This window comes from Bradyrhizobium sp. AZCC 1719 (genome assembly GCF_036924525.1).
GTDB lineage: Bacteria > Pseudomonadota > Alphaproteobacteria > Rhizobiales > Xanthobacteraceae > Bradyrhizobium.
Window position 1 is genome coordinate 2,738,888 of record NZ_JAZHRU010000001.1, and the last position, 24,517, is coordinate 2,763,404.

At 61.8% G+C, this 24,517-nt stretch carries 23 protein-coding genes and 1 tRNA gene; 11 read left to right on the forward strand and 13 right to left on the reverse strand.

Annotation, left to right across the window (positions count from 1 at the left end; all coding sequences use genetic code 11):
* Positions 1–23 precede the first annotated feature (23 nt).
* Entirely contained in the window at positions 24–1,370 is a 1,347-nt protein-coding gene (locus tag V1292_RS13010) for an MFS transporter (protein WP_334372976.1), read from the forward strand.
* A 45-nt stretch (positions 1,371–1,415) separates the two neighbouring features.
* Here the strand turns inward: V1292_RS13010 and V1292_RS13015 are convergent, their stop codons facing one another.
* Positions 1,416–2,972 carry a hypothetical protein gene (locus V1292_RS13015; RefSeq protein WP_334372977.1) on the reverse strand — a complete coding sequence of 519 codons (1,557 nt, stop codon included), beginning with the start codon at positions 2,970–2,972 and terminating at the stop codon, positions 1,416–1,418.
* Positions 2,973–3,254: 282 nt separating this feature from the next.
* Between V1292_RS13015 and V1292_RS13020 the strand changes: the two genes are divergently transcribed.
* The gene (locus V1292_RS13020; RefSeq protein WP_334372979.1) at positions 3,255–4,046 is read left to right on the forward strand and encodes a lytic murein transglycosylase; all 792 of its coding nucleotides are present in this window, start codon (positions 3,255–3,257) and stop codon (positions 4,044–4,046) included.
* 186 nt (positions 4,047–4,232) lie between these two features.
* Positions 4,233–5,039, forward strand: coding sequence for a lytic murein transglycosylase (locus V1292_RS13025; protein ID WP_334372980.1), 807 nt, complete (start codon positions 4,233–4,235; stop codon positions 5,037–5,039).
* Positions 5,040–5,182: 143 nt separating this feature from the next.
* Here the strand turns inward: V1292_RS13025 and V1292_RS13030 are convergent, their stop codons facing one another.
* On the reverse strand, positions 5,183–6,028 hold the full coding sequence (locus V1292_RS13030; protein WP_334372982.1) for an SDR family NAD(P)-dependent oxidoreductase: 846 nt from the start codon (positions 6,026–6,028) through the stop codon (positions 5,183–5,185).
* A gap of 153 nt (positions 6,029–6,181) precedes the next feature.
* Here V1292_RS13030 and V1292_RS13035 point away from each other — a divergent pair, with 153 nt between their 5' ends.
* The 4 genes from V1292_RS13035 (at position 6,182) to V1292_RS13050 (ending at position 9,789) form a co-directional block, all read left to right on the forward strand.
* Positions 6,182–6,583: a response regulator gene (locus V1292_RS13035; RefSeq protein WP_028350228.1), complete on the forward strand. Its 402-nt coding sequence runs from the start codon at positions 6,182–6,184 to the stop codon at positions 6,581–6,583.
* Between the two features lie 50 nt (positions 6,584–6,633).
* Positions 6,634–7,251: a LysE family translocator gene (locus V1292_RS13040; protein WP_028350229.1), complete on the forward strand. Its 618-nt coding sequence runs from the start codon at positions 6,634–6,636 to the stop codon at positions 7,249–7,251.
* Between the two features lie 655 nt (positions 7,252–7,906).
* Positions 7,907–9,130 carry a GGDEF domain-containing protein gene (locus V1292_RS13045; protein WP_334372984.1) on the forward strand — a complete coding sequence of 408 codons (1,224 nt, stop codon included), beginning with the start codon at positions 7,907–7,909 and terminating at the stop codon, positions 9,128–9,130.
* Positions 9,131–9,165: 35 nt separating this feature from the next.
* Positions 9,166–9,789, forward strand: coding sequence for a peptidoglycan recognition protein family protein (locus V1292_RS13050; protein ID WP_334372985.1), 624 nt, complete (start codon positions 9,166–9,168; stop codon positions 9,787–9,789).
* Between the two features lie 203 nt (positions 9,790–9,992).
* Here V1292_RS13050 and rpoH read toward each other — a convergent pair whose 3' ends face one another.
* Positions 9,993–10,889, reverse strand: a complete 897-nt coding sequence (gene rpoH, locus V1292_RS13055; protein WP_334364943.1) for an RNA polymerase sigma factor RpoH — start codon at positions 10,887–10,889, stop codon at positions 9,993–9,995.
* A 215-nt stretch (positions 10,890–11,104) separates the two neighbouring features.
* Entirely contained in the window at positions 11,105–12,118 is a 1,014-nt protein-coding gene (locus V1292_RS13060; RefSeq protein ID WP_334377035.1) for an RluA family pseudouridine synthase, read from the reverse strand.
* A gap of 70 nt (positions 12,119–12,188) precedes the next feature.
* Between V1292_RS13060 and V1292_RS13065 the strand changes: the two genes are divergently transcribed.
* Together V1292_RS13065 and V1292_RS13070 are read left to right on the forward strand one after the other, a co-directional pair.
* Positions 12,189–12,527, forward strand: a complete 339-nt coding sequence (locus V1292_RS13065; protein WP_334372987.1) for a hypothetical protein — start codon at positions 12,189–12,191, stop codon at positions 12,525–12,527.
* A 126-nt stretch (positions 12,528–12,653) separates the two neighbouring features.
* Positions 12,654–12,728 (forward strand) — tRNA-Glu (locus tag V1292_RS13070).
* 112 nt (positions 12,729–12,840) lie between these two features.
* On the opposite strand, the gene V1292_RS13075 is transcribed toward V1292_RS13070, so the two are convergent.
* Positions 12,841–13,008, reverse strand: a complete 168-nt coding sequence (locus V1292_RS13075) for a hypothetical protein (RefSeq protein WP_334372988.1) — start codon at positions 13,006–13,008, stop codon at positions 12,841–12,843.
* Here V1292_RS13075 and V1292_RS13080 point away from each other — a divergent pair.
* A complete protein-coding gene (locus V1292_RS13080) occupies positions 13,002–14,048 on the forward strand; it encodes a DUF3800 domain-containing protein (RefSeq protein ID WP_334372990.1) in 1,047 nt (348 codons plus the stop codon). The two genes, V1292_RS13075 and V1292_RS13080, sit on opposite strands and share 7 nt — an antisense overlap.
* Positions 14,049–14,382: 334 nt before the next feature.
* On the opposite strand, the gene V1292_RS13085 is transcribed toward V1292_RS13080, so the two are convergent.
* From V1292_RS13085 to V1292_RS13110, 6 genes are all read right to left on the reverse strand, one after another.
* Entirely contained in the window at positions 14,383–15,447 is a 1,065-nt protein-coding gene (locus V1292_RS13085; RefSeq protein ID WP_334372992.1) for an HNH endonuclease, read from the reverse strand.
* Between the two features lie 640 nt (positions 15,448–16,087).
* On the reverse strand, positions 16,088–16,498 hold the full coding sequence (locus V1292_RS13090) for a hypothetical protein (RefSeq protein ID WP_334372994.1): 411 nt from the start codon (positions 16,496–16,498) through the stop codon (positions 16,088–16,090).
* A gap of 260 nt (positions 16,499–16,758) precedes the next feature.
* Entirely contained in the window at positions 16,759–17,139 is a 381-nt protein-coding gene (locus V1292_RS33845) for a hypothetical protein (protein WP_442895519.1), read from the reverse strand.
* Positions 17,140–17,259: 120 nt separating this feature from the next.
* The gene (locus V1292_RS13100; protein WP_334372995.1) at positions 17,260–18,147 is read right to left on the reverse strand and encodes a hypothetical protein; all 888 of its coding nucleotides are present in this window, start codon (positions 18,145–18,147) and stop codon (positions 17,260–17,262) included.
* A gap of 499 nt (positions 18,148–18,646) precedes the next feature.
* The gene (locus V1292_RS13105; protein ID WP_334372997.1) at positions 18,647–18,913 is read right to left on the reverse strand and encodes an HGGxSTG domain-containing protein; all 267 of its coding nucleotides are present in this window, start codon (positions 18,911–18,913) and stop codon (positions 18,647–18,649) included.
* Positions 18,910–19,572, reverse strand: a complete 663-nt coding sequence (locus tag V1292_RS13110; protein WP_442895612.1) for a hypothetical protein — start codon at positions 19,570–19,572, stop codon at positions 18,910–18,912. The genes V1292_RS13105 and V1292_RS13110 overlap by 4 nt, the downstream gene beginning before the upstream one ends.
* A gap of 482 nt (positions 19,573–20,054) precedes the next feature.
* Between V1292_RS13110 and V1292_RS13115 the strand changes: the two genes are divergently transcribed.
* Positions 20,055–20,351: a hypothetical protein gene (locus tag V1292_RS13115; protein ID WP_028350271.1), complete on the forward strand. Its 297-nt coding sequence runs from the start codon at positions 20,055–20,057 to the stop codon at positions 20,349–20,351.
* A gap of 203 nt (positions 20,352–20,554) precedes the next feature.
* Here the strand turns inward: V1292_RS13115 and V1292_RS13120 are convergent, their stop codons facing one another.
* A complete protein-coding gene (locus V1292_RS13120) occupies positions 20,555–21,565 on the reverse strand; it encodes a hypothetical protein (RefSeq protein ID WP_334373001.1) in 1,011 nt (336 codons plus the stop codon).
* An 8-nt stretch (positions 21,566–21,573) separates the two neighbouring features.
* Positions 21,574–24,435, reverse strand: coding sequence for a penicillin-binding protein 1A (locus V1292_RS13125; RefSeq protein ID WP_334373003.1), 2,862 nt, complete (start codon positions 24,433–24,435; stop codon positions 21,574–21,576).
* Between the last annotated feature and the right edge of the window lie 82 nt (positions 24,436–24,517).

Sequence of the window (24,517 nt, forward strand, 5' to 3'; positions counted from 1 at the left end):
AACGAACGGAAGGGGTGGTGGTGATGCTGGCAACCTCCCACGCGAAGAGCAACCTCAAGCCGGTGCTGATGGCCTGCTGCCTTGCCATGCTGGCGGTGGGCGACAACAGCACGGCGATCATGGCGGCGCTTCCCGACATGAAGGGCAGCCTGCAGCTTGGTCCGGCGGAGCTCGAATGGGTGGTCAATGCCTATCTCCTGACCGCCGCCATCTTCATCATTGTCGGCGGCGGCGCGGCGGATCAGCTCGGCGCGCGAAGGTCCTCGATTGCCGGCATCGCCGTGTTCGCACTTGCGTCGCTGCTCATCGCGCTGGCGCCGGTCGGCTTCGTGGTGGTCGGCGCGCGGGCGCTGCAAGGGCTGGGAGCCGCGTTTGCGGTGGCCGGCACGCTTGCGGCGGTGACCGAAGCCGCACCTGACGAGCGGCGCCCCGAGGCGATCGGCGCCTGGACCGGCTTTCTGATGCTCGGCTTCAGCATCGGGCCGCTCGTCGGCGGAGCCGTGACGCATTACGCGGGCTGGCGCTTCATCTTCTGGCTGAACGTCATTGCGATGGTGCCCGCCGGCCTGATGCTGCTGCGGCATCCCGGCGCCGGCGGCCGGCGCGCGATTTCGATGGACTGGGTCGGACTTGGCCTTCTCGCACTCTTCATGGTGACGTTGATATCGGGATTGCAGGCGTTGGCGCATGTCCGCACCAACCCGTTGTCTGCCATCGTCCCGCTTGTGCTGGCGGCGATCGCGTTTCCTCTATTGCTGCGGACGGAGATGCGGCGCCCTCAGCCGCTGGTCGACTTCGGCCTGTTCGCGAACCGGAATTTCGCGATTGCCGCCGGCCTCTTGTTTCTCGTGATGTTCGACATCATGACGCTGCTGCTTTACTACAACCTCTTTGCGCAGGCCGCTGATGGGCTTGGCATGTCCGCCGTAGCGGCGGGCCTTTCCCTTGTGCCGCTCTCGATTGCGCTGTTTGCCTTCGCGCGCGCGGCTCCCTTGATTGCAACGAGGATCGGTATGCGGCGCATGCTGACAGGCGGATCGCTGCTCCTCGCCGTCGGCTGCGCCATCATCTGGTTGTCGTTTCAGACGAACGCAAAGTTCGCGCTGCTGATGCCCGGCCTGTTTGTCGCCGGCGCAGGGATAGCACTTGTCTACGCATCGGCGCCGCGGCTCGGACTTGCGACACTGCCACCGCTGCAGGCGGGGAAGGGCTCCGGCATGCTCAATTCGTGCAGCTTTCTCGGCGGAACGGTCGGGGTAACCTTCGGCGGCATCGTGTTCGCGCTGAGCGGATTATCCGGCGTGCTCGTGCTGCTAGGCGTTTCAGCGCTGGCGAGCGCCATGCTCTGCCTTCGGCTACGCGTGGATTGAAGCCCGCTCGTCTGAGTGAAATCTGCAAACCGGAATCCGGGAAACTCAACCGCATGCCGGATTTCCAGCACCTTCAACCGTGAGAAAAGCAATCGTGGCCGGCGCGATCTCGACCACACCCGGCGGCGATGTCACCGCCGAGACCTGCGGAAGATCGTCATTCGGGCCGAGCTCCAAAACCGTTCCATTCAGCTTCACGCCGGCGCTTTGCAGATGATCCGCCGACAGCGTGTAACGCTCGCTGGCCGCGGGCAACCGCAGCATTGCGGCGCTCGTCCTGTCCGTATTGATGGCCAGCAGCGTGACGGCGCCACGCATGCCTCGCCGGCAATGCGCGTAGAGGTGCACGCCATCGTGCACGCCGGCGTCGAGAACGGTCGTGCCCATCAGCCTGCGCCAAAGCAGCGCCGCCCAGTAGTTTGGCCGCGGCCGCAACGTCGTCTCGTCAAGCAGGCCGTAGTCGCTGGCAGCCAGTGTGTTGTGCGCCACCATCTGGACGCCCGCCCTGGCAAGGCGGCCCAGTTGATCGAGATATCGGAACGTATCGAGGAAAGTGGAAGCCCAGGGATTGCCGCCGCAGGCTGCCTCGGCGGTTTCGGTCAGCCACATCGGCTTGTCAGGCGCAAACTCGTCCCTCAGCGAGCGGTAGAACGCGAGCGTTTGCTCCGTGCTCGCTAGCCAGCTTTCCGAAAGCGCGGCCTTCTCCGTGGTTTGACCCGGAATCCCGGAGCATCGTTGCGAAAGGGCGCCGTAGTGATGATAGGAAAAAGCATCGATGCCGGGGCCGGATGCGGCAAGCAGATCCCGCGTACGAAGAAAATCGGAGCTGGATTGCGGGGGTGATTGCGACGCTGTCGTCTCGCCGATCGAACCGGGGCCGAGAACGATCACATCCGGTTCGCTGGCCCTGATGTACGCAACAAAGGCTTTGAAGTCCCGCCCGTATGCTGCCGCATCGTATCCTTTCGGCGCGCGCCCCATGGCGGCCAGCGTCGGTTCGTTCATGAACTCGGCGGCGGCAATTCTGCCACCGACGGATCTGGTGTAGGCGAACAGCCGACGCGCCTGATCGCTCTGCCATCGGCCTGCTGCGTCCCGGACACCGGGGCTTATGGCCATCGACGTCACGATCTCTGCGCTGACGGCGCGGGCAAAGTCGATGACGCCTTTCCAGCGCTCGCGGCTCAGCACCGCGCGGAAGCCATCAGGCGGCGTCGGCGGCGTCGCATCGTTTTCAGCAAAGTAGGTGCTATTGGCCCAGGTGCCGCTGACGCGCAGGTAGGCTGGGGCCAGCGCAGCGGCCAATATGCGCAGCCGGCGGTTCGACAGGTCGATAGGTGCCCGATACGCGTAGCGATCGGGGTTCGCGCCCGCCGGGATATTTTCGGCGTTATCGGCGCCCCGAGCAGATGGCGCCGAGGCACTCGCTTTGTAAGGTTTCCAGAACCGTCCGCCGGTGACCTCGACCATCTCCACATTGTACGATTGAAAGCGGGCGTCGACGGTGCCGAGACGCGGCAATCGTGAAGGGTCGACGGAAAGCGTTGGCGCTTGGGCGGCCGCGTTCGCGATTGCCGTGAGCGCGGCGATCGCAATTCCCATTCCGACTTTGAAGCCACTGGACCTGGTCATTGCCATTGTCCTTGTGAGGGCCAAGGCGGGCGTCGGGCCACGTGTTCCAGCTACGGCGCCACCAATTCGACGCGGTGGTTTAAGGAACGGCCAGCATATCGATCGATTCAAAATAGTCGCAATCATGGCCGTTTCGAGAGGCCAGGGGTTAGCAGATTCTGCCCATGCATCTGCCGCAACTCTCGAAGCGCGGCTGAGGACGTGCTAGAAACCGATGCGTACTTGCAGTGCTCTCTTAGGAACGGTCCTTCCATGCTCCGTATCGCATTTGCTTTCAGCGCCACCGTCGCATTGTTCGCATCCCTAAGCTCCTACGCCCACGCCGCCCAATGCGGCAGCTCGGCCGCCGGCTACGCCGCCTGGAAACAGGAATTCGCCGGCGAGGCCCGCGCCAAGGGCATCGGCGCATCGACCATCCAGGCCCTGATGGCGACGAACTACGCGCAGGCGACCATCAATGCCGACCGCGGCCAGCGCAGCTTCAATCTCTCGCTCGACCAGTTTCTCGCCAAGCGCGGCGCAACGACCATCGTCTCGCGCGGGCGCTCGCTGAAGCAATCGCAAGCCGCTCTGTTCTCTTCCATTCAGCAGCGCTACGGCGTGCCGCCGGGGCCGCTCATCGCGATCTGGGGCATGGAAACGGGGTTCGGCAGCCAGCGCGGCAATCAGAACATGCTCGCCTCGATCGCGACGCTCGCCTATGACTGCCGGCGCTCGGCCTATTTCACCGAGCACCTCTACGCGGCTCTGCAATTGATCGATCGCGGCGCGCTCCCTGCCAGCCAGCGCGGCTCGATGCATGGCGAAGTCGGCCAGACGCAGTTCATGCCAAAAGCCATTTTGGCTTACGGTACCGGCAATCTCGAAAACTCGGCCAACGCGCTGATGTCGACCGCGAACTTTTTGCGGGCGCATGGCTGGCGCGCGGGCGCCGGCTATCAGCCGGGCGAGCCGAATTTCGCCGCCATCCAGGCCTGGAATGCCGCCGGCGTCTATCAGAAGGCGATCGCGCTGATGGGCCGCCAGATTGATGGTGGGGAATAGGGGAGGCCGCTAGTTCTCTCCGTCGTCATGCCCGGGCTTGTCCCGGGCATCCACGTCTTCTCTTCCTTGGGGCGCCAAAGACGTGGATGGCCGGGACAAGCCCGGCCATGACGAGAACACCACAAGCTCCTGCCGCCCGCCGTTTTCCCATGGCATAACGGACGCGGGAATGAACAAGGGATTCGCATGCGCATATTTCGTTGGGCCATTTTTCTCGGTGCCGTCATCTTCTCCACCCCCACTTACGCCGCCCGCTGTGGCGGCGATTTCAACACCTTCGTTTCGGCGATGGCGGCGGAGGCGCAGGCCGCCGGCGTCTCGCAAGCGGTGATCGGCCAGGCCTTTGCCGGCATCACGCAGGATCCGGCGGTGCTCGTTTTCGACCGCCGCCAGCGCGGCACTTTCAACAAGACGTTCGAGCAATATGTCTCCACCCGCGTCGGCCCCGGACGCATCAACATCGGGCGCCAGATGCTGCTGAGGCACGCGTCACTGCTGGCGCGCATCGAGCAGAAGTTCGGTGTGCCGCCGCAGATCATCGTCGCGATCTGGGGGCTGGAGAGCGATTACGGCAAGGGCGACATCGGCAAGATGCCGGTGATCCGCACGCTGATGACCATGGCCCATGATTGCCGCCGCACCGAATTGTTTCAGGGCGAATTGCTGGCCGCGCTGAAGATCGTGCAGCGCGGCGATCTCCCGCTGCGCGATTTGATCGGCGCCTTCGCCGGTGAGATCGGCCAGACGCAATTTTTGCCGTCGTCCTACATCAAGTACGGCGTCGATTTCGACGGCAACGGCCATGTCGACCTGCGCCACAGCGTGCCCGACGTGCTCGCCTCCACCGCGAACCTGCTGCATGTGTCAGGCTTCAAGGCCGGCGCGCCATACGGCGAAGGCACTGCGAATTTCGAAGCCATGCGCGAGTGGAACAGGGCGACGATCTACCGCAAGACGATTGGGTATTTTGCGGACCGGCTGGTGGGGCGTTGATTCCGCTTGTCGTCACCCGCGAAGGCGGGTGACCCAGTATTCCAGAGACGATAGTGATAGAGCCGATAAGCCGCGGCGTACTGGATCCCCGCCTTCGCGGGGATGACAGCTTTGAGCGTCGACAGTGTCACTCACAAATGAAATCACTTACCCGCCTGCGCGCCCATCTTCCCGATCCGCTTCGCCAACACCGCCCAATAGGTCGCCGGGCGAAACCGCTGCAAGAGGTCCATGAACTTTGCGTCGTTGCCGATCAGAATGCGCGGCTGGTTTTTCTCGATGCCGAGAATGATGCGTTGCGCCGCGGCCGGCGGCGTGGTCCTGGCGATCGCATCGAAACGCTCGATCGATTCGGCGCGGCGCGCATTGTCGGCGATGCCGCTGCCGGTGCGGGAGTTGCGCACGATGTTGGTCAGGACACCGCCGGGATGCACCACCGAGAGCTTCACCGGGCTGTTCGCCATCGCAAGCTCATGCCGCAGGCTTTCCGAAAATCCGCGCACCGCGAACTTGGCGGCGCAATAGGCGGTCTGGCCCGGCGGGGCGACGATGCCGAAGATCGAGGAGAGGTTGACGATATGCGCCTCCGGCCTCGTCGAAAGATGCGGCAGGAAGGCGCGTGTGCCGTGCACCACGCCCCAGAAATTGATGTTGATCAGCCATTCCATCTGCGCCTGGTCGACCTCGTTGAAGGCGCCGAGCAGCGCGACGCCGGCATTGTTGATGACGATGTTCAGTTCCGGATGCGCGGCGATTGCCGCGTTGGCAAATTCCTGGATCTGGGCGGGCTCGCCGACATCGACGCGGTGGATCGTTACCTTGCGCTTGTTCGCTTTTCCGATCTCGGCGGCCACCTGCTGCAGCCCGGCCTCGTCGCGGTCGGCGAGCGCGAGATCGCAGCCGCGCGCGGCCAGTTCCAGCGCCAGCGCACGGCCGATGCCGCTGGCGGCGCCGGTCACGGCGGCCGCACTTCCAGATATCGCGGTCATGTCGGATCGAACTCCTTGCAGGTCGGGGATAGGTGGGTTCCTGCAAACTTTCGCAAATTGGAACCGAACCATAAAGCGGTTTCCGCGCTTAGTGTCGAATACCCGACAGAGGGGCGGCATCGCCAGCCGACGCGATTCTGAGAGGAGGCTCACATGGGACAATCCAAACCCCATCGCGCAACGGCCCTGATCGTCGAGGACGACCCGATGCAGCGGAACATGATCTGCCTGCTGCTGGAGGAGAGTGAGGTCGATGTCATCGAATGCGAGAGCGCCGAGGCCGCTGAGCTGGTGCTGGAGCGCGCTGCCGGCAGTCTGGTCTTGATGATGACGGACGTGCAGCTTGCCGGCAACATGGATGGCGTCGAACTCGCGCACATCGCCCGGAAGTACAATCCCGAGATGGGCGTGATCGTCACCTCGGGCAAGCCGCTGCATCAGGAATTGCCCGACGGCGTGCAGTTTTGGGCCAAGCCCTGGGCGCCGCTCGACGTGATCCGCGAGGCGGAGCGCATGGTCTATGCACGAGAGCACGGCGGCGAACCGCGCCCGTGAGCGCCGCCGCCCTGCTTTCGCGCCCGATGCCATCGTGTTAATGGCAGGGCATGACCCTGTCGTTCCTGTTGACCTCGCTGATCGTGGTCGCTTCCCCCGGCACCGGCGTGCTGTACACGCTGGCGGTGGCGCTGACGCTGGGCGCACGGCCGGGCATCGCGGCAGCCTTCGGCTGCACCCTCGGCATCGTGCCGCATATGCTGGCCGCCATGCTCGGGCTCGCCGCCGTGCTGCACACCAGTGCTCTGGCTTTTGCCGCGCTGAAATGGTGCGGCGTGGCGTATCTGCTTTACATGGCCTGGCAGGCGTTGCGCGAGACGGGCGCGCTTGCCATCGACACGCGCCCGGCCGCGAAGGCGCGCTCCAGCCGGCGCGTCATCGTCACCGCCGTCCTGGTCAACATCCTCAATCCAAAGCTCTCGATCTTCTTCCTGGCCTTCCTGCCGCAATTCGTCGCGCTCGACGAGCCGCATCCGCTGGCGCGGATGCTGGAATTGAGCGCGGCCTTCATGGCGATGACGTTTGCGGTGTTCGCGCTCTACGGCCTGTTCGCGGCCGCGATGCGCGACCGCGTCATCACCCGGCCGAAGGTGATGGCCTGGCTGCGCCGCAGCTTTGCGGCGGGATTTGCCGCGCTCGGGGCGAAGCTGGCGCTTGCGGAGCGGTAGATTTTTTCGCGCGACCGTCATTGCAGGCGCAGCAACGCGATCCGTATTGAGTTCGCCGCCGCAAATAAAAAGGCGGACCCGCGGCCCGCCATTCTCCAAAACTAGCCCGGAGTTGGGAGCCCGGGCGGAGCTGAGCACTCCACCCGGGCTGAAATTCACTTCTTCTTCGACTTCTTGGCCTTCTTGGCCTTCGCCTTCTTCGCCTTCTTCGCTTTCTTAGCCATAGTATCCTCTCAAGGTTTTCATGGATTGAAACGCGACACCGAGGCATGCTTGGCGGAGGGCCAGCCTCGCAACATCCTCGCACACGATCCCAGCAGATTCGCAGGCCGCTGCCGCGTGCCGTCATGGCGGTGTCATCATGTTATCCACAGTTGTTATGCGTTTTGATGCGATTTTTTGCCGAAACGAGCATCGCCGCTGCCGCTCGCATGCGCGCGCATCATGCTTAACGATGTCCGAACGCGCGCGATCTTCATCAATTCAAAACCACGGTTTGGATTGGCCGGCGGCGGTCAGGGTCCGTTAAGCGGCGCAGATGCATTTTGTCCCGTAAGACGACGGAGTTCGTCGTGGGGACGCCTCGAGGCGCGCAGGTCTTGAGCAGTCGTTAGACAACAGGGGAGACGGGACGCGCGCGCGTCCTGAGTTCGCGATGCTGAGCGTTCCGACGCTGTGGACGGTGTTCGTCATCAATTTTCTCGCGCTGGGCCTGATCTGGGCCTACGTCATGCGATGCTATCCGTCGTTCGAGGCCGCGCGGTTCTGGACCGGCTCGGCATTCGTCGCGGCGGCGGGCGCTGCGATGGCGATGCTGCGCGTAGTCTTCCCGGATTCTCTCGTGCCGTTGCTGTTCGCCGGCACCGCGCTGGTACTGGCGATCTGCCTTGCCACGATGGGAATTCAGAAATTCTTCACCCGGCCCGTTTCGTGGCTTCACACCGCGTTGACGTCAGGCCTTGCGTTTGTCGGTCTGTCCTTTTTCATTTTCGTCTACGACAGCATACCGGCGCGGATGACCGTCTTCACGATCGCGCAGACGCTGCCGATGGCGCTGGGCCTGAAACTGCTGCTCAGCCGGCATGACGGCCGCGCCAATCCGGGCGCCCGGCTGGCCGGCATCGTCACCATCGTCATCATGGCGATTTTCGCGGCCCGGCTGTTCGCCGCGGTGACCGGCATGGGCGGCGGCTTCTCCTACATGCATGTCAGTCCGGCGCAGTCGGTCGTCATCCTGGTGCTGGTGTTCCTGTCGATGTCGCTGAATTTCGGCTTCCTGCTGATGGCGATGGATCGGTTGCGCAACGAAGTCGCGGATCTGGCGCTGCTCGACGACCTTACCGGCGTCGGCAATCGTCGTCATCTGGTGCAGCGGCTCACGGAAGAATGCGCGCGCTCCGAACGCAGCGGTCAGCCCTTCGCGCTGTTGGTGATCGATCTCGACGGCTTCAAGGGCATCAACGACACCTATGGTCACGCCGCGGGCGACGCCTGCCTGCAGCATTTCACCCTGATGGCGCAAACCAGGCTGCGGCCTGGCGACATGCTGGCACGCACCGGCGGTGACGAATTCTGCATCGTGTTGCCGTCCTCGACGCTGCGCGAGGGCGCGATGATTGCGCGCCGCGTGCTGGAGGTCTGCCGCGCGGACGCCGAACAATGCACCGGCAACGACATTCCGATCGCCGTGTCGATCGGCGTCGCACAATGGACCCGCGAGATGGGCGGCTTCCCCGATCGCCTGATCGCCGCCGCCGACCACGCGCTGTACGACGTCAAGAAGGCCGGCCGGAACGGCTTTGCCGTCTACGATCCGGCGCCGCCGCTGGTGCCTGAAGCCGAAACGGAAGCGGAGGTGGCTCTCCGCAAGCGGGCCTGAGGCGTGCTACTAAGGTTCGGCACTGGACCTCGGTCATGAATTTTCGCCTCGTTGCGGCGGCACTGTTCGCTGTCTCACTTCCTGCCTGCGCCTCCGCGCAATCGCCCGACCTCGCCGCGATCGCGCGTTCGTCGGGCACGCCAGATATTCCCGGCTTGAAGATGGTCTGGCTGGCGCCATGGGGCGATCTCGCAAAGGCCCATCCCTGGCGCAACATCATCGTGCATCAGACCGAGGGACCGGTGGGCTCCGCGCGCGGCGGCGCGCTGGCGCAATCGAAGAACCCGACGCGGCGCGGCGTGATGGTCTGGGTCGAAACCGACGGCACGGTGTACTGGGCGGTCGGCGAACATCTCGTTCCGACGCATGGCGACGGCGCCAACCGCAACGACAACAAGTACATCGACAACGGCCCGACCTATCGCCAGGTGATCGGCAGCAATTCGGTCGGCGTCGAATTCGCCGGCAACTATCCTGATGTGACGCGGGGCCCGACGGATGCGCAAGTCGCGGCGTGGCGAATTCTGGTAAAGGTGCTGCGCGCGCGTTACGGCATTCCGCTCGATCGCGTCTATGCGCACAACTGGATCGACTTCAAGGACGCCCGCTATTGCGAAGGCTGTGCCCTGGCCAAGATGGCGCGGGAGTGGGGGGAGTAAGCCACCACTGTCATCGTCCGGCTTGACCGGACGACCCAGTATTCCAGAGACCGTAGTTATTGCGCGCAGTCTCACCACCGCCGCGGAGTACTGGGTCCCCCGCTTTCGCGGAGGACGACGGCCGAGTTAGTGGAGACAGGGTGCCACAAAACAAAAAGCCGGCGTTGCCGCCGGCTTTCGTTACTTGATACCTCTGCCGTGAATTAGTGCGCGGCTTCGAGTTCGGCTTCCTGCCGGGCAATCGTGCCCTTGACGGCCGACTGCACCTTTTCGAACGCACGGACCTCGATCTGCCGCACGCGTTCGCGCGAGACGCCGAATTCGGCGGCGAGGTCTTCCAGTGTCATCGGCTCTTCCGCCAGGCGCCGCGCCTCGAAGATGCGGCGTTCACGCGGGTTGAGCACGCCGATGGCGCCGTTCAACGCCTGACGGCGATGATCGAACTCCTCGTGCTCGGCCATCACGGCTTCCTGGTTGGGCGAGTTGTCGACCAGCCAGTCCTGCCATTCGCCGGCTTCGCCGTCGTCGCGGATCGGCGCGTTGAGCGAGGCGTCGCCGCCGAGACGGCGGTTCATGTCGATCACGTCCTGATCCGTCACGCCGAGACGCTTGGCAATCAGCTTTACCTGATCGGGGCGGAGATCACCTTCGTCCAGCGCGGAGATCTTGCTCTTCGCCTTGCGCAGGTTGAAGAAGAGCTTCTTCTGGTTCGCGGTGGTTCCCATTTTCACGAGCGACCATGAACGCAGAATGTACTCTTGAATCGAGGCCTTGATCCACCACATGGCGTAGGTGGCGAGACGAAAACCCTTCTCGGGCTCGAACCGCTTGACCGCCTGCATCAGGCCGACATTGCCCTCTGAGACGACCTCAGAGATCGGCAAGCCGTAGCCGCGATAGCCCATGGCGATCTTGGCCACGAGCCGGAGATGGCTGGTGACAAGGTGATGCGCCGCGTCGCGATCGTCATGCTCGCGCCAGCGTTTGGCGAGCATGTATTCCTGCTGGGGTTCCAGCATCGGAAATTTGCGGATCTCGGCGAGGTATCTAGAGAGACCGGATTCTCCATTGAGAACCGGTAACGTAGCTGTACGGGCCATTTGAGCGCCCTCCAGTGGTTCAGGCCCCCGATAGCGGCGGGCCCGGCAGGTGACCGCTGTGTTAAAGCCAATCACGCTGCGATGTTCCGCGTTGGATATTCAACGCGTATGCAACATAGCAAAACACGAACAAATAGGGAAGGAATGCTGACGTCACGTCCCCGTGTGGCAGGAATAACCTATTGGCATAGCTTATGTTTCCTGAAAAGCCTGCGTCATAGGGCCGCTTCCAGGGCGCTTTGCAGAAGGATGAGATCCTCCGGCAGAGGCGCCTCCCAATGCAAAAGTTCTCCCGTTCGGGGGTGTTCCAGGGCGAGCAGATAAGCGTGCAGGGCTTGCCGGCCGAGGGCGGTCAGCGCCGCCTGGCCCTCGGGGCCGAGGTGGCCGGCCTTGGTCTTGAAGTGCGGGCCATAGACGGCATCGCCCATCAGGGGGTGGCCGATATGGGCGAGGTGCACCCGGATCTGATGGGTCCGTCCGGTCTCGAGCTGGCAAGCGAGGAGGGAAGCGACCGGTTTGCCGTCGCGCCCCTGATAGGCCGCCTGCAATTCCCAATGGGTGACGGCCTCGCGTCCGCCCGGGCGCACCGCCATTTTTTCGCGGGCGTACGGATGCCGGTCGATCGGGGCTGTGACCGTGCCGCGCTGGCGGTTGGGTACGCCCCAGATGAAGGCCATGTAGCCGCGTTGCATCGGACCCGTGCGACCGTGATCGGCGAATTGCACGGTCAGCGATTGATGGGCGTGGTCGTTCTTGGCAACCACCATCAGGCCGGTGGTGTCCTTATCTAACCGGTGCACGATGCCCGGCCGCCGCACGCCGCCGATGCCGGAAAGGCTGGCGCCGCAATGCGCGATCAAGGCATTTACCAGCGTGCCACTCTCGTGGCCGGCGGCCGGGTGCACGACCAGCCCCTTCGGTTTGTCGATGACGATGATGTCGTCGTCCTCATAGACGATATCGAGCGCGATATCTTCGCCCAAAGGCTCCGGCGGAGCGGCTTCCGGGACGTCGATTGTGATCGTATCCCCCCGCGCGACATGATAAGCGGGGTCGCGGATGGGAGCGCCCTTGGCGGTAACGGAACCGGCCAGGATCAGCGCTTTCAACCGCGAGCGCGACAGTTCCGGGCGGAGCACCGCGAGCACGCGGTCGAGGCGAGGCGACCCCTCGTCGCCGCCGACGGTAACCTCCAGCCTTTGACCGCCGTTCGATGATCTCTGTTCCATCATGTTTGACGCATGATCCTCTCGGAAAACCGGTTTCCACTTTTCCGGATCATGCTCTAAAGAGCCTCGCATGACCGATACCGTTGCGCCCGAACCGACCCCCGAACAGGCCGCGCTGATCGCGCGGGTGCGGCGGATGATGCTGATCGCGGGCCTGACCTCGGCGCTTGCGGTGGCCGTGGTCCTGATCGCCGTCGGGTACCGTCTTTACCGCGGCGAGGGAAGCCCCACCCCTGGCACGACGGACATCACGGAAACCCTGCCCAAGGGCGCCCGCATCGTCTCGACCGCAGTCGCCGGCGAGCGGCTGGTGCTGACGCTGGATATAAGCGGGGTGACCGAAATCCGCACTTTCGACGCCAAGACGCTGAAACCGGCCGGAAAGCTCAGATTCGTCAACGAACCCTGAGGCAGGGCGGATCGGGCGTGCACCGGGTCAGCCCGAGGACCCGAAGCAACAGGGTTAACCACCCGTGCGAAGGCTGCAGACTTGCCTTGCCGACCGCACATTTCGAGGCTATTCCCTGAACCACACGCTCCCTTCGTCTAGCGGTTAGGACGCGGCCCTCTCAAGGCTGAAACAGGGGTTCGATTCCCCTAGGGAGCGCCAAACTGCATTGTATTCCACGACACCGCACGCTGCCGCTCCGGTTCGGGAGGGCGACCCCGCTCGATAATGGACCGGCCGGGCAGGCGGCTCGGCGCTTCGCGCCTATCCGAAGCTAGGAAATCCGCTCCGAGTAATCTTTCCTCAGCGTCGTGTAGGCGCCGCTGCCGACCAGGATTCCCATCAGAACGAGCGCCATGCCGGCGACCAGCTCCGCGGTCAGCTTCTCTCCCAGCACGACAATCCCCAGCACCATCGCGGCGATCGGAGGCGGCCATGGCATGGGGCGAGTTGCCCCAAGCGGCTGCCGGCCACAACCACTTAGTGTGGATAGCCATTCTCTCAGCCTTGGCAATCGTGGGATTGCTGCCCATTCTCCGATGCAAACGGCGGATTGCCACATGGCACAGCCGCATATCGATGATGATTTGTTCGGCGACCATTCTCAAATGTCTCTATTTCTTCATGAGCAACGCACCATCGCACTATTATGTGGCCTTTATTGATGAGGCAGGCGATCCCGGTCTGAACACGGTTCGTCCTATCGACAAAACGGGCAGCACTGAGTGGCTCTGTCTGGGCGCGATTGTCGTAAAAGCTACTGACGAACCAAAGATCGGCGGTTGGGTTAGCGCGATTAAATCCAAAGCGGAGATTAAGGGGCCCGTAGACTTGCACTACCGCAACCTGCCGGACTTTCGCAAAACGATTGTGTGCTCAGAATTGGCAAAATTGCCGCTCCGAGCCTTCATCCTTACATCCAACAAGAAGAACATGCGGCGGCATCGTAACCCCCGTGCTGAGCGTTATTCGTCTCAACAGTGGTTTTATAATTTCTGCCTGAGGTTGCTCTGCGAACGCGTAACACAGTTCTGTTACGAGCATGCAAGATCTCAAAGAGCAGATGGTCGCCTTCTAAAGCTCGTCTACAGTGAGCGTGGTGGGCATTCTTACGGCCAAACTATTGCCTACCACGAGCTGCTGAAGAATCAAGCGAAGGCTGGCAAACTGTTTCTAACCAAGCGCAGAATTTACTGGGAAGTTTTGGACTGGCGTCTTGCTGAGGCAGTATCTCATAAATCATGCGACGGCGCGCAGCTCGCAGATATCTTAACGAGCGCATTCTACCAGGCGGTTGATACATTGCCGCCGACGAAATGGGATAATTCTTTTGCCAAACTATTGAGACCCGTCATGGCCAAGGAGAACGGGAGTTACATGAATTTTGGAGTTGCACTCCAACCGACGCCGCCAAGCAAAGGAAAGCTGACAGATCAGCAAAAAGAAATCTTTGAGTTTTATGGATACGCATTTTTTCCATAGTCCACCGACACTCGTTTTTTGCGAGCGCGCCTATGATGCCCTCGACCGGCATAACCGATCTGAATTATTTTTAGGAGCGCTGCTAGCCACGGCAGGCTTTGCGTTATTGCCGACCTTGTTTCAGCCAACGGAAAAGCTGTTTGAACTGGCGAAGGCTTTTGCCGGACCGCTTTAAACACTATGCGCAGCTATCGCGGTTGGTTGGGTGGCGTCGGTAATGCGGCAGGTAGGCGCGGCAGTTGCAGGTCATCGGCGCACCCAATGAAAAGCATCGATTGGCAACTTCGATATCGTTAGTTGCTCAAGGTTGATTTGTCTGCACCGCTAGTCGGCCCTATGTAGGTAGCGTGATGCCGGTAATCTGCCTATAGCGTGTAGTGGCTCGATCAATGTCGCGTTCGATCTCCGCCAGATTCTCTCGTGCAAACGTTTGAACCGCTTCGCGTCGCTCCGGGCTCAAAATTCTGCTAAAGTCCGCTGCTAAAAAATTGTCGAGCACATACTTTGACGCCAAATCCAAATAGAACTCCATAATGATCCGGTGAGCACTCGCGTTCCCTGCGAACGTGGGCAGTGACCCAAGGTCTGGCCCGATTTCCTCGAGATTTCCGTTGAGCTTCAAAACGGGACCTTCGCCCCATCCGGGATGGAGTGCACTTCGATTGGCCATCGCGAGTCCGTACTCATCGAACAGGTCGACTGGCAGAATGACCTGACCGATAATGAGTGGGGCGGCGAAGAACTTTAGGCGCTTTCCAGGTTCGTCGGCGAGGTCTATTTCAGCAGATATGTCCCCTGAACTGTACATGTAATGCTTAATGCTTAGGTTGCTGAGATGCCGGCTGACGAGAAAGTCGGTGGACACGCTGACGAGTGCAATATTGTTGATCAAGAACCCAATTGCGCTCGGCGACCACATGAAGAACTGGGTCGCGCCCCAGATACCAAGCCCCTTCATGCGCGGGCCGGGCGGATACTTCGCAGCGAGAAGGATGCGGTCCTTATGGGCCATTCGTTCATTGATGCGAAATTTGGGGATTAATCCCCAGTCATCTTTCCCAACATCAACGCTCCACAACCACAATCCAACTCGCACCTTATCCAACCAATCGAGCAGTGAGCGCCCATCAGACGACGTTAGGACATCTCCATCCCTCAGCTTCGCGTAAGAAATACTGGCCTGTCGTTCCAAATCCGAACTTAGGTCATTGCAGATTTCACAAGACCGGCCGCCTATGCGGCTCATTGCGGCGCTGAACTGCTTGGTTGGAAAATCGATCGGCGCGGTTCGCTTCGAGAGGTCGGCCTCGCGAACCAGCCAGCGCGGAATGACGTGCTCGAAGTTATGGTTTTGGCCCGTAAAAGGTTCGCCGCAAAACAGGCACCTCCGCTCCGCCATGTATACTCCGTTGAACCGTGCCGACCTTCATCTAGCCAACTTTCAGATTCGTGCAACTCAATCTATACAACTCCCTGGCCTGATCGAGTTCGTGTTCAAAGGATTGGCGCAAGTCCGCGCCATGCTTCATATTGAAGCGATGTTCAGGCAGCGCTAAAGGCGTTCCTTCTTAGACATGCTGCTATCGTTGAAGATGGGTAGGAGCAAGTGAGCCCGTCCAAGTTCAGCGCGTGTCATCATCTGCTCGCGCTCTTCGATGCTACCTCTTTTGCAGGATTGGCTCGTAACAATGCTCAGTCGCTCTCAAGAGGACCGGTCGGCCTCGGGTTTGCTTGGTCGACCTGGTCTCAATTTCGAAGCCCGCCAGGTCTCTGCGAAACCAGATCATTTCATCCCTTGCAAGAATTTCCGCGCTTCCCCCAGCAACCTGAATCTGCCTTCGTTCCGCGATCGCATCTCTGGTGAACAGGCCGCGCTTGCGTGCGTTCTGGTTTGCCCTTGGCGCGCCGGATTCCTGTGCACCGCCGTGCATCCGGCAGCGCGTCTTTGCAGCCGTCGCGACGCAACGGCGCGCTAGCACTCCTGATGATCTGCACTGGTCGAGCAGACCGCCTAAGCTCGAATTACATGACAAACACTGCTAGTGAACGCGACCGTCTGGCGGCGGATTGTCTGGCGAGTAACCCAGACGTTCCAATACAAGAAACGATCGGGTGAGTGCGGCATCAACGAGCTTGTGCAGTGCTTCCATGTGCATTCTCGTCCGCGTCAAACCCTCCAGAATGTTTCCGGCTTCGCCGTCCTTAACGAAGCCGGCCATCAACTCCTTGAGCTTGTCCTGATCGACGGCCACATGGATCGCGGCTAACCGCACCCAGGGCAACCACGTCGCGGCCCAGTCGTCGTTACTCCAGTCAAATTCAGCTTTGATTGCCTCGAACTGGAGTGCGTCGCACTCTTGCTGCGTCATGGGCCGGCTGATCGGCTTTCTGCGTCTTTTGCGATGCGTGGCGACGGGTAGACTGTTCGCGTCCGGAATCTTGATGGGCATGGTGTGTCCCTCCTGTGCGTTGGAAACGCTGTGGTGGGTGGCTGAATGTCTAGATTAGCAGCGGACCGTCGTTGAACGAAGGTTTGGGCGTCCGTTCTGAAACGCCTTGAAGAACAATGAGGCGTTCCTTGCCCAAACTTTTCGATAACCCATTGAAGTTGCTGGAAGCCTGCTCTTCCCTAGGGAGCGCCAAGCCGAAAAATCTCCCTTGATTTCGTGTCGCTTCTGCACGCTTTAGCCAAACCGGCGGTCAGGTTTATCTACGCCGGATCGGCACCGAAGGCTTCGGTCAGGATGCGCGGTTTCTTCTTGATAAGCTGTATCCAATTAAAATTACGGCGACAGTGCACGAAACTCTCACTGGAGTTGAGTGCACTGTCACCGCAATCCGGCCGGAAGAACTCGGCATTCGCGCCAAGCTGCTCAGCGACGGCGGCCCGACCATGTGGGCCGAGCTGATGGACGAGCTGCGCGAGATCCATCTCGGCTTGAAACCGAAGCGTCGAACCGGCCCAAGCGTAGGCGAACGGCTGTAGGCGGCCTATGAGAAGGTGGTGGCGAAGAGGGCCAAAGGCTGACGTCAGCGCGAGGCGCAGCCGCGATTGCCTGACGAACGTCGCGGGACAAGCAGCCTCACGCATACGCAAAAACGGCAACTGTCCCCTTAGAGCATGATCCGGAAAAGTGGAAGCCGGTTTTCCCTCGCGACAAACGCGGAACGCGTTTGCGCGGAGATCATGCTCAAACAAAGATGAGCAAAGCTATCGAGCCGCCGTCACTCGCAATGATTTCCTCAGAGCCCGTTTGGGGCTCGATTCCGGATCCGCGATCGGGCGGCGGTAGGTCGCGACGCGGCGCAGCCAGCCGACCTCGAAGACACGGTTGGATGGAAGGTTGCGAACCCTCTGCTGCAGGACGAACTGCGCCGCATCGGCGAATTCGGCGCGCACGGCCTTCGGATCGCCGGTCACACCGTTCATCTTGAGCAGCACCTGCTTGAGACCCCAACCCTGCCGCCGCCCGGTCTCCCTGTCCATGGCGGCTTCGTTCGGGTTGGTGCCCTCGCCCTTGAAGTTGATGTAGTCGATCAGCGGATAAAAATCCTCGGAGGCGCGAATGACGCGCGTGAACTGGATGACGATATGTTCGCGCTCCGTGCCGTCGGGCGTCGTCTTGAGGATCTTCTCCATCGCACCTTGCGCCCGCGTCACCATGAATTGCGTCTGCTCCGCCACGGTGTCGCGCAGAAACTGCCTCAACTCTTTCATCTGCGGTGAGTTGGAGTTCCTCCTGAATTCAGCCCGGCTTGTCCACGGGTTGGCCGGAATTTGCGTCTGGTCCAGCCAGGCGGGCAAACGCACGTTCTTCTTGCGCATGAATTCGAGCAGGGCCGGAAAGCTCTCCTCGAAAGGCAGCCATTTGCCGACAGGAAACCAGATGAAATGACCGATGCCTAGGGAAGCGAATTCCTCGTTCGCATTCCATGACGTGATCGCATCACTTTTTCCGCCTGTTTCATTCAGCCAGATCTTCTGGCCGATCTTCTTCGCCAGATCATCCGGCAAGACGAGCTGTGGTACAGGTAAATCCTTGGCTAGATCCTTGGCTAGATCCTTGGCCTCGTGGCTCGGTTTCCGTGCTTCCGGCATTTGAACGGCAGCTTCCGGCGCCGGCTTCTGCACCTCCGGCTGTCGCAGGACTGTTTCGGGTTCCGACTTCTGCGTGCGGGATGCTTGCGCGACGCCAGGCCCTCCCTGCTCTTTTTCGTTATCAGCGACGCGTGTCGCGGCCGGCGCGGCTATTTCCGCCAATGCCGTTTGCGTCGCCATGCCAGCGACGATGACACACGAGAGCAGCAATGAGCCGCAAGCAAGCACCTTCGCGCTGTACTGTCCGGGTTTCGCTTGCCGTGCCGTTCTCCTGCCGCTACCCGCACGCCAGCGGCCAATGAAATCACCGCCCATGTCTCTGTTTCCGAAGGCTAGCCTGACGGGAAGGGTCGTACGGGCGAACAACACGATGCGTATGGCGAAATCGTGGGGTCATAATGGCGGCCCGGTGCCGGCGCCACATGGGCGACAATCCTGCGCATCGCGCCGACGAGGGGGCGAGAAAGCGGTAGGCGGCGAGCGGGGCTGCGGAATACACTCACTTCATCTCCTCCATCAGCTTCCGCGCTTCACCCAACAGCGCCTGAATCTGCCTTCGTTCGGCGATCGCATCCCTGCTGAACAGGCCGTGCGTGCGCGCGTTCTGGTTTGCCTTCGGCGCGCCGGACCCGTGTGCGCCGCCGTGCATGCGGCAGCGCTTTTTGCCGTGCACCGCCGGCGAGCGGCACGCGCCACTGGCGCGGGTTTTGGCGCCACAACGCGGGCTCGCCAGCATCGCACCCGTATTTCTGATGTGATCGCTCATGCCTGTGCTTCCGGCTTGGCAGCAGCGGAACTGCGCCTTCGCCTGGAGCCTGCGGCCTTCGGCGCATTGCGCGCCGCGGACGCCGGATTCTTGTCCGATACGATCACGCGCGCATGTTGCGTGACGTTGCCGACAATGGCCTTGCCGCCATCCCCGACCGATACGTTCTGCACGGTGATGGCGGGCTCGCCATGGCTGCGGTAGCGGTTGAGCGCCTCGATCTGGGCGGGAAACGTGCGGGCGAGCCTGCCCAATGCGCGCGCGGCGCTGTCGTGCTGAGCGAGATCGTCCGCATTCGCAAGGTGATGGGCGCACCGCATCGCCATCACATGAACCGAAACCATCTGCGCCACCAGCATGGCTTCGACCGAATCCCGGGGGCGAATGCTCTTCACCATCGAAATCATGAAGGAGAGGTTGACCTCGTCAGGACTCTCGCCACTCACGCTGGCCTTGACCAACTGCCGGAGGATGCCATGCATCGCTTCGCGATCGGAGACCCCCAGTGCATTCACCATGAGCTGTTCGCCGAGTTCTTGATCTGGATGGTCGATCGAGAATCCGTGCGACAGCAGCTTTATCCGCGGGGCTGCGGCAGCTTTGGCCTGGTCATTTGCGGCGATCGCCGTTGGCACAGTGATATCAGGAGCGGTGTTCATGTCGAGATTCCCCGGGGCGGCGCGCGCGGCCAGCGCGCGCGGTTCGGCCACGCGCAGGCGATCGCTCGCCGCGGTGATCCCTGCGATTTCAATTGTGGGTGAGGATTTTTCGGCTGCAATCGCGACGGACGCGCCCGCTATTGCAGGGCGCGTCGGGCGCGTACAGGATTTCGGAATAATCGAAAAATGCCCCTGATTTGCCCGACGTGTCAAGTTGCCTTGTCAAATGCCGGCGGCTGCCTGCTACTTTGCATGGGGTTGTTCTCGATATTTTCGCGGGCGCGCACCTTCGAAGGGGCGTTCTCCAACGCCACCCGCAGCGATGGGCTTCACAAAAGCTCGACCCGTCCTACGCGCTCCTATTCTCAGTCGTCATTCCCGGTCTTATGTATCTATCGACAAGCACCAGCCCGACGGTAACCGCGACATTGTTTGCGGGGACCAGCGATGCTGGTGAAACCAACGACCCAGGGAGTTGATCGATGAGGTCCTTTCTGCTGCTTACGGCCGGTGGTCCATTGCTGGTCCTCACGTCCCACGAATCGCTGCACGATCCGAAGTTCCTGAGCAGGCTAAAAGCCAAGGGAATCGGCAAGTTTGTCGCCTTCGATGTGCCGCTTGATCTCGCGAAGGAGCGCTATGGCGGACATTTCCACGCGGTCGAGAGCGATTTGCACGAAACAGACGATCTGAGGATGCTCGATTACAATGGCCAGCGGATCTATCAACTGTTTCGTTTCGACGAACTCGGCGCCGCGATACTGCAAGAACAAACCTGAGGCGCGTTTGATCGCGCAAGATGCGAGTGAGGCGCCAGTCTGGTTCTACTGCGTCACAGCGCTCAACCCTCATCCTGAGGAGCCCGCGGAGCGGGCGTCTCGAAGGATGTAGGCCACAGACGGGGCCTCATGGTTCGAGACGCGCTTTCGCGCTCCTCACCATGAGGGGCTGGTACTAACTAACTAGTTCGCGCACGCGATGCTCATTCCCGCTCCATGATCTCGGCGATCGCCTTGATGCGGCTTCTGGCGTATTTCGGCAGGCCGGCGCTCAGCGAATCGCCGCTGTTGAAGGAGCTGTTGCCCATGAGCAGTTGCGCGGGCACGAGGTTTCGCAGCATGGGTGTATTGCTGTATTCCCTCTGCTTGTTCAGCACGTCGTTCCTGACCGCAATCAGGATGTAGACCGTCGCGATGGCGGCTTCCCGCTCGGTCGGATGCTGTTGCAGAACCGCAAGCAGCTTGCCGAACTGGATGACCTGGTTGACCCAAAAGATGTTCTGCTCGAGCCCGCTGGTGACTGCGGAGTCGAGCCCGGTCAGGCTCGGCAGCTCGGCAAGGTCCGGCTGCGTGACCAGCATGATCTCACTCTGGAACTCGATGAAATCCGGAATCGGCTTTTTGCTCTCCTCGCGCAGCTTGTTGGCAAGCTGAATCCCTGCCGGAATTTTTCCTTCGAACATGTAGCGGGACTGCACGCAGACCGCCTTGGCGTCCTCGCACCAGCGGCGATCCGGCGGACGGTTGTGTGCGGCGCCCGCGTCCTTGTTGGGAACAGCATCGCTCGCCGTGATCGGCCGGTGCTTGACTGCCGGATCGATCTGCTCGAGGAACGCGACATTCGCATACCGCGACAGATCCAATGCCGCTGCCGGCTTTGGAAGTCGAAATCGCGCCTCCGCCTGGTATATCGAGAGCTTCAGCTTCGTTTGTTGTTTGAGCGTGGGCTCAACGAAGCTTGGGAAGAGCGAGAGGAAGCGCCGCTGAACCGGACGTGAGCGGGCCCAATCGTCGAAAGGAATGAGCCCGGTCGAGGAATCGGCAAGCTTGTCGTTGCGTTGGTCGGCGAAGATGACCGTGCGCGGTTTGATCTGTGCGATCGGAACGCTGGCGGCTGCGGGCACGTCCTCCAATTGGAATTCCTGCGCTGCCGCCGCGCTCGTGCAAAAGGCCACGCAGGCGGCGATGAGGACAGCGGCACGGTGGAGGCTCATGGCAATGCTCAATTCAGCCGCCGCCAGAAATAATCGGGATCGACTCGGAGCGGCGGTCGCGGGAGGCGGTCCTCGTCATCGGGATATTCGCGCCAGGAGGGATGTCCGCGCGGACCAAGACGCCAGGCTGGGAATGGAAAGGGCAGCCGGTTATCGCCGTAAACGCGATTGCCGTAGGACCACTGCTGGGATGGCCCGTCGTCTTCGTCACGACCGCCGCGATAGGTGTAGCTTTCTGCACGCGAGACGATCCGAAATTGCGAATCATCGATTCTGCCCGCCGGATCCCTCTTGAAGTACTCGGTGAAAGCACGCCCGGAGCCGGCCGGTGCAGGATCGCCGGTATGAGGATCGATCGACAGAGTAACGAGCTGACGCATGGCTTCGCGCGAAGGGCCGTTCAACGCCGTCTTGGGAGCGTGCAGCTCCCAGGCTGCCTGCACGATCGGCTCGAACATCGGCAGCGCCACTTTCCCCCCGGTCTGGCCGGGCCCAAGGGTGCGTCGCCCGCCGTCGCTGTTGTCGTAGCCGACCCAGATGGCGACGGTGACGTCGTTTGTGAAACCGACGAACCAGGCATCGGCCGAATTATCGGTGGTACCGGTCTTGCCGCCGACATAGGGCGAGAGATGCTTCGCCGCGCGCGCGGTTCCGCGCGCGAGCACGCCCTGCAGCATCGATTTCAACTGGTAAAACGATGCGCGGTCGGCGGAGCCGATCCAGTCCACCGCGCGCGGATCGTGCCGGTAGATTGCGCGGCCGTCCTGTTCGATCGTTTCGATCGCGTGGGGCCGGGGCCGTGCGCCTTCGTTGGCGATCGCCGCATAGAACGCCGCAAGGTCGATGAGCCGCACAGTTTGGGCACCGAGCACGAACGGGTAGTAGCGCATGCAGTCTTTGTAGAGCTGCGCTTCCATCGCGAGCTCGCAGACTCGGTCGAGGCCTCGCTCGGCGCTGTCGTCGAGGCCGGTCGCGAGCAGTTGCGCGGTGGCGAGATTCCGGGAGTTTTCCAGCGCACGCCGCAGTGTAATGGCGCCCGAAGCGCCGCCGTCGTAGTTCTTCGGCGACCAGAAACCGCGCTGGCGCGCGTAGCCCGTCGCGCCGATCGGTGCCAGCGTAATGGGCTCGTCCATTACCAGCGTGTTGGGCTGCAATCCCTTCCGGAGGGCGGCGAGGTAGGTCAGCGGCTTCAGGGTCGAGCCGGGTTGCCGCAGGCTCTGGACGACGCGGTTGAGCTGGCTTGCCGGATACGAAAAGCCGCCGGCCATCGCGAGCATGCGGCCGGTTTCGTTCCCGAGTACGAGCGCCGCTCCCTGTACGGTCGGTCGAATGCGCAGATCGGCCCGCGCCGCTTGCTTACCCTTGGCTTCGCGCACCTGCACATAGACCACGTCGTACGGCTTGAGACCGCGCCCGATCGCGGCGCTCCAGGTGTTCAGCGGCAGGATGCTTCCGTCGGTCAGACCGACGTTGATCGCATGGCCGCGCTTGCCACGCGTATTCTCCAGGACGACCGCCGATTGCCAGTGAACGTCATAGAGAGGCAGCCGCGTCGTCTTCAATGCCATGAGCCAAGCCGGTTCCGTGACCTTCGGGTCAGCCGCTCTCAGACGGACAGCATCGGAAATGTTCGCCTCGGGTCCCTCAAATTTGTAACGACCGGTGCTTAGCTCGTATCGCGCGAGGCCCTCCTGCAATGTCGCCTCGACTACGCGCTGCAGGGCCGAGTTGACGGTCGAGCGCACCGTGTAGGAGGAATTGGTGAGATTATCGAGGCCCGCGACCGTCTTAGCCTCGCGGGCGATGTGATCGACGAAGTGAAAGCCGAAGTCCCGGCGCGTCGGCCGGTATTCGACGAGCTGCGGCAATACTGCTTGCGCTGCGGCGTCGATCATGGCGTCGTCCTGCATGCGGCCCAGCACGTAGGCGAGGCGCTCGCGCGCGCGCTCAGGGTGGTGGTCGGGATTGAAGTAGTTCGGTCCCTTGGCGAGCCCGGCGAGCAGCGCGCCCTCCACTGCGGAGAGCGCCTTGGCTGGTTTGCCGAAATAGCTGCGCGCCGCCATCTCGATGCCCCAGGCTCCGCGACCGAGATAAATCGAGTTGAGATAGAGCTCGAGGATTTCCGCCTTGGTCAGGGCGCGCTCCATCCGCGAGGCAACGATCATCTCGCGCAATTTTCTTTCGTAAGTGACGTCATTGCCCACCAGCAGGTTCTTGGCGACCTGCTGTGTAATGGTCGAGCCGCCCTGCGGCCGGCCCGGCTTGGTGAAGTTGCCGATGAAGGCGCGGACCAGTCCGCGCTCGTCAAGGCCGGTGTGTTGGAAGAAGCGCTTGTCCTCGGCGGCGATGAATGCATTGCGCACCGCTTCCGGGATATCCGCAAGCTTGACCCAGATGCGGCGATTGTTCGGCGCGTAAATCTCGGCAACGCGCTCGCTCTTGTTATCGAGGATTACGCTGGTGCCGGGAAGCTTGAGCTGTTTAAGCTGCTCGGCGTCGGGCAGATCCCTGGCCGCGCTGTTGTAGAAAGCGATGACCTGACCGAGATCGACCGGAGAACCGTCCACTTTTTCGACTTTGCAGAACTCCCGGTAGGCCACGTGGAGGTCGGCCAGATTGAGTCCTCTGAGCGCCTTGATCTCACCGCTCAACGCCTCCTTGTCATCCATGGCAGTGGCAATCAGATCGTCCAGGTTGATGTCCTCGATGTCGAAAGCCTTGCGCATGTGGGCGCAGCCGGCACTCAAAAGCTGCGCCACCTCGAAGCGGTCGCGCACCGCATCGAACTCCGTCTTGACCCCATCCGGCCGGGTAGTGACCTGGCTGAAGGCAAGCGCCGTGGCGAAGATCTTGATGAGAATCGAGTCCATGACCTGCCGACGGTCGAAAAAGCCGCCTCCGTAAGGTCCCTTTTTGTAGGACAGTACTAAACAAGGCTGTTTTGCGGAAAAA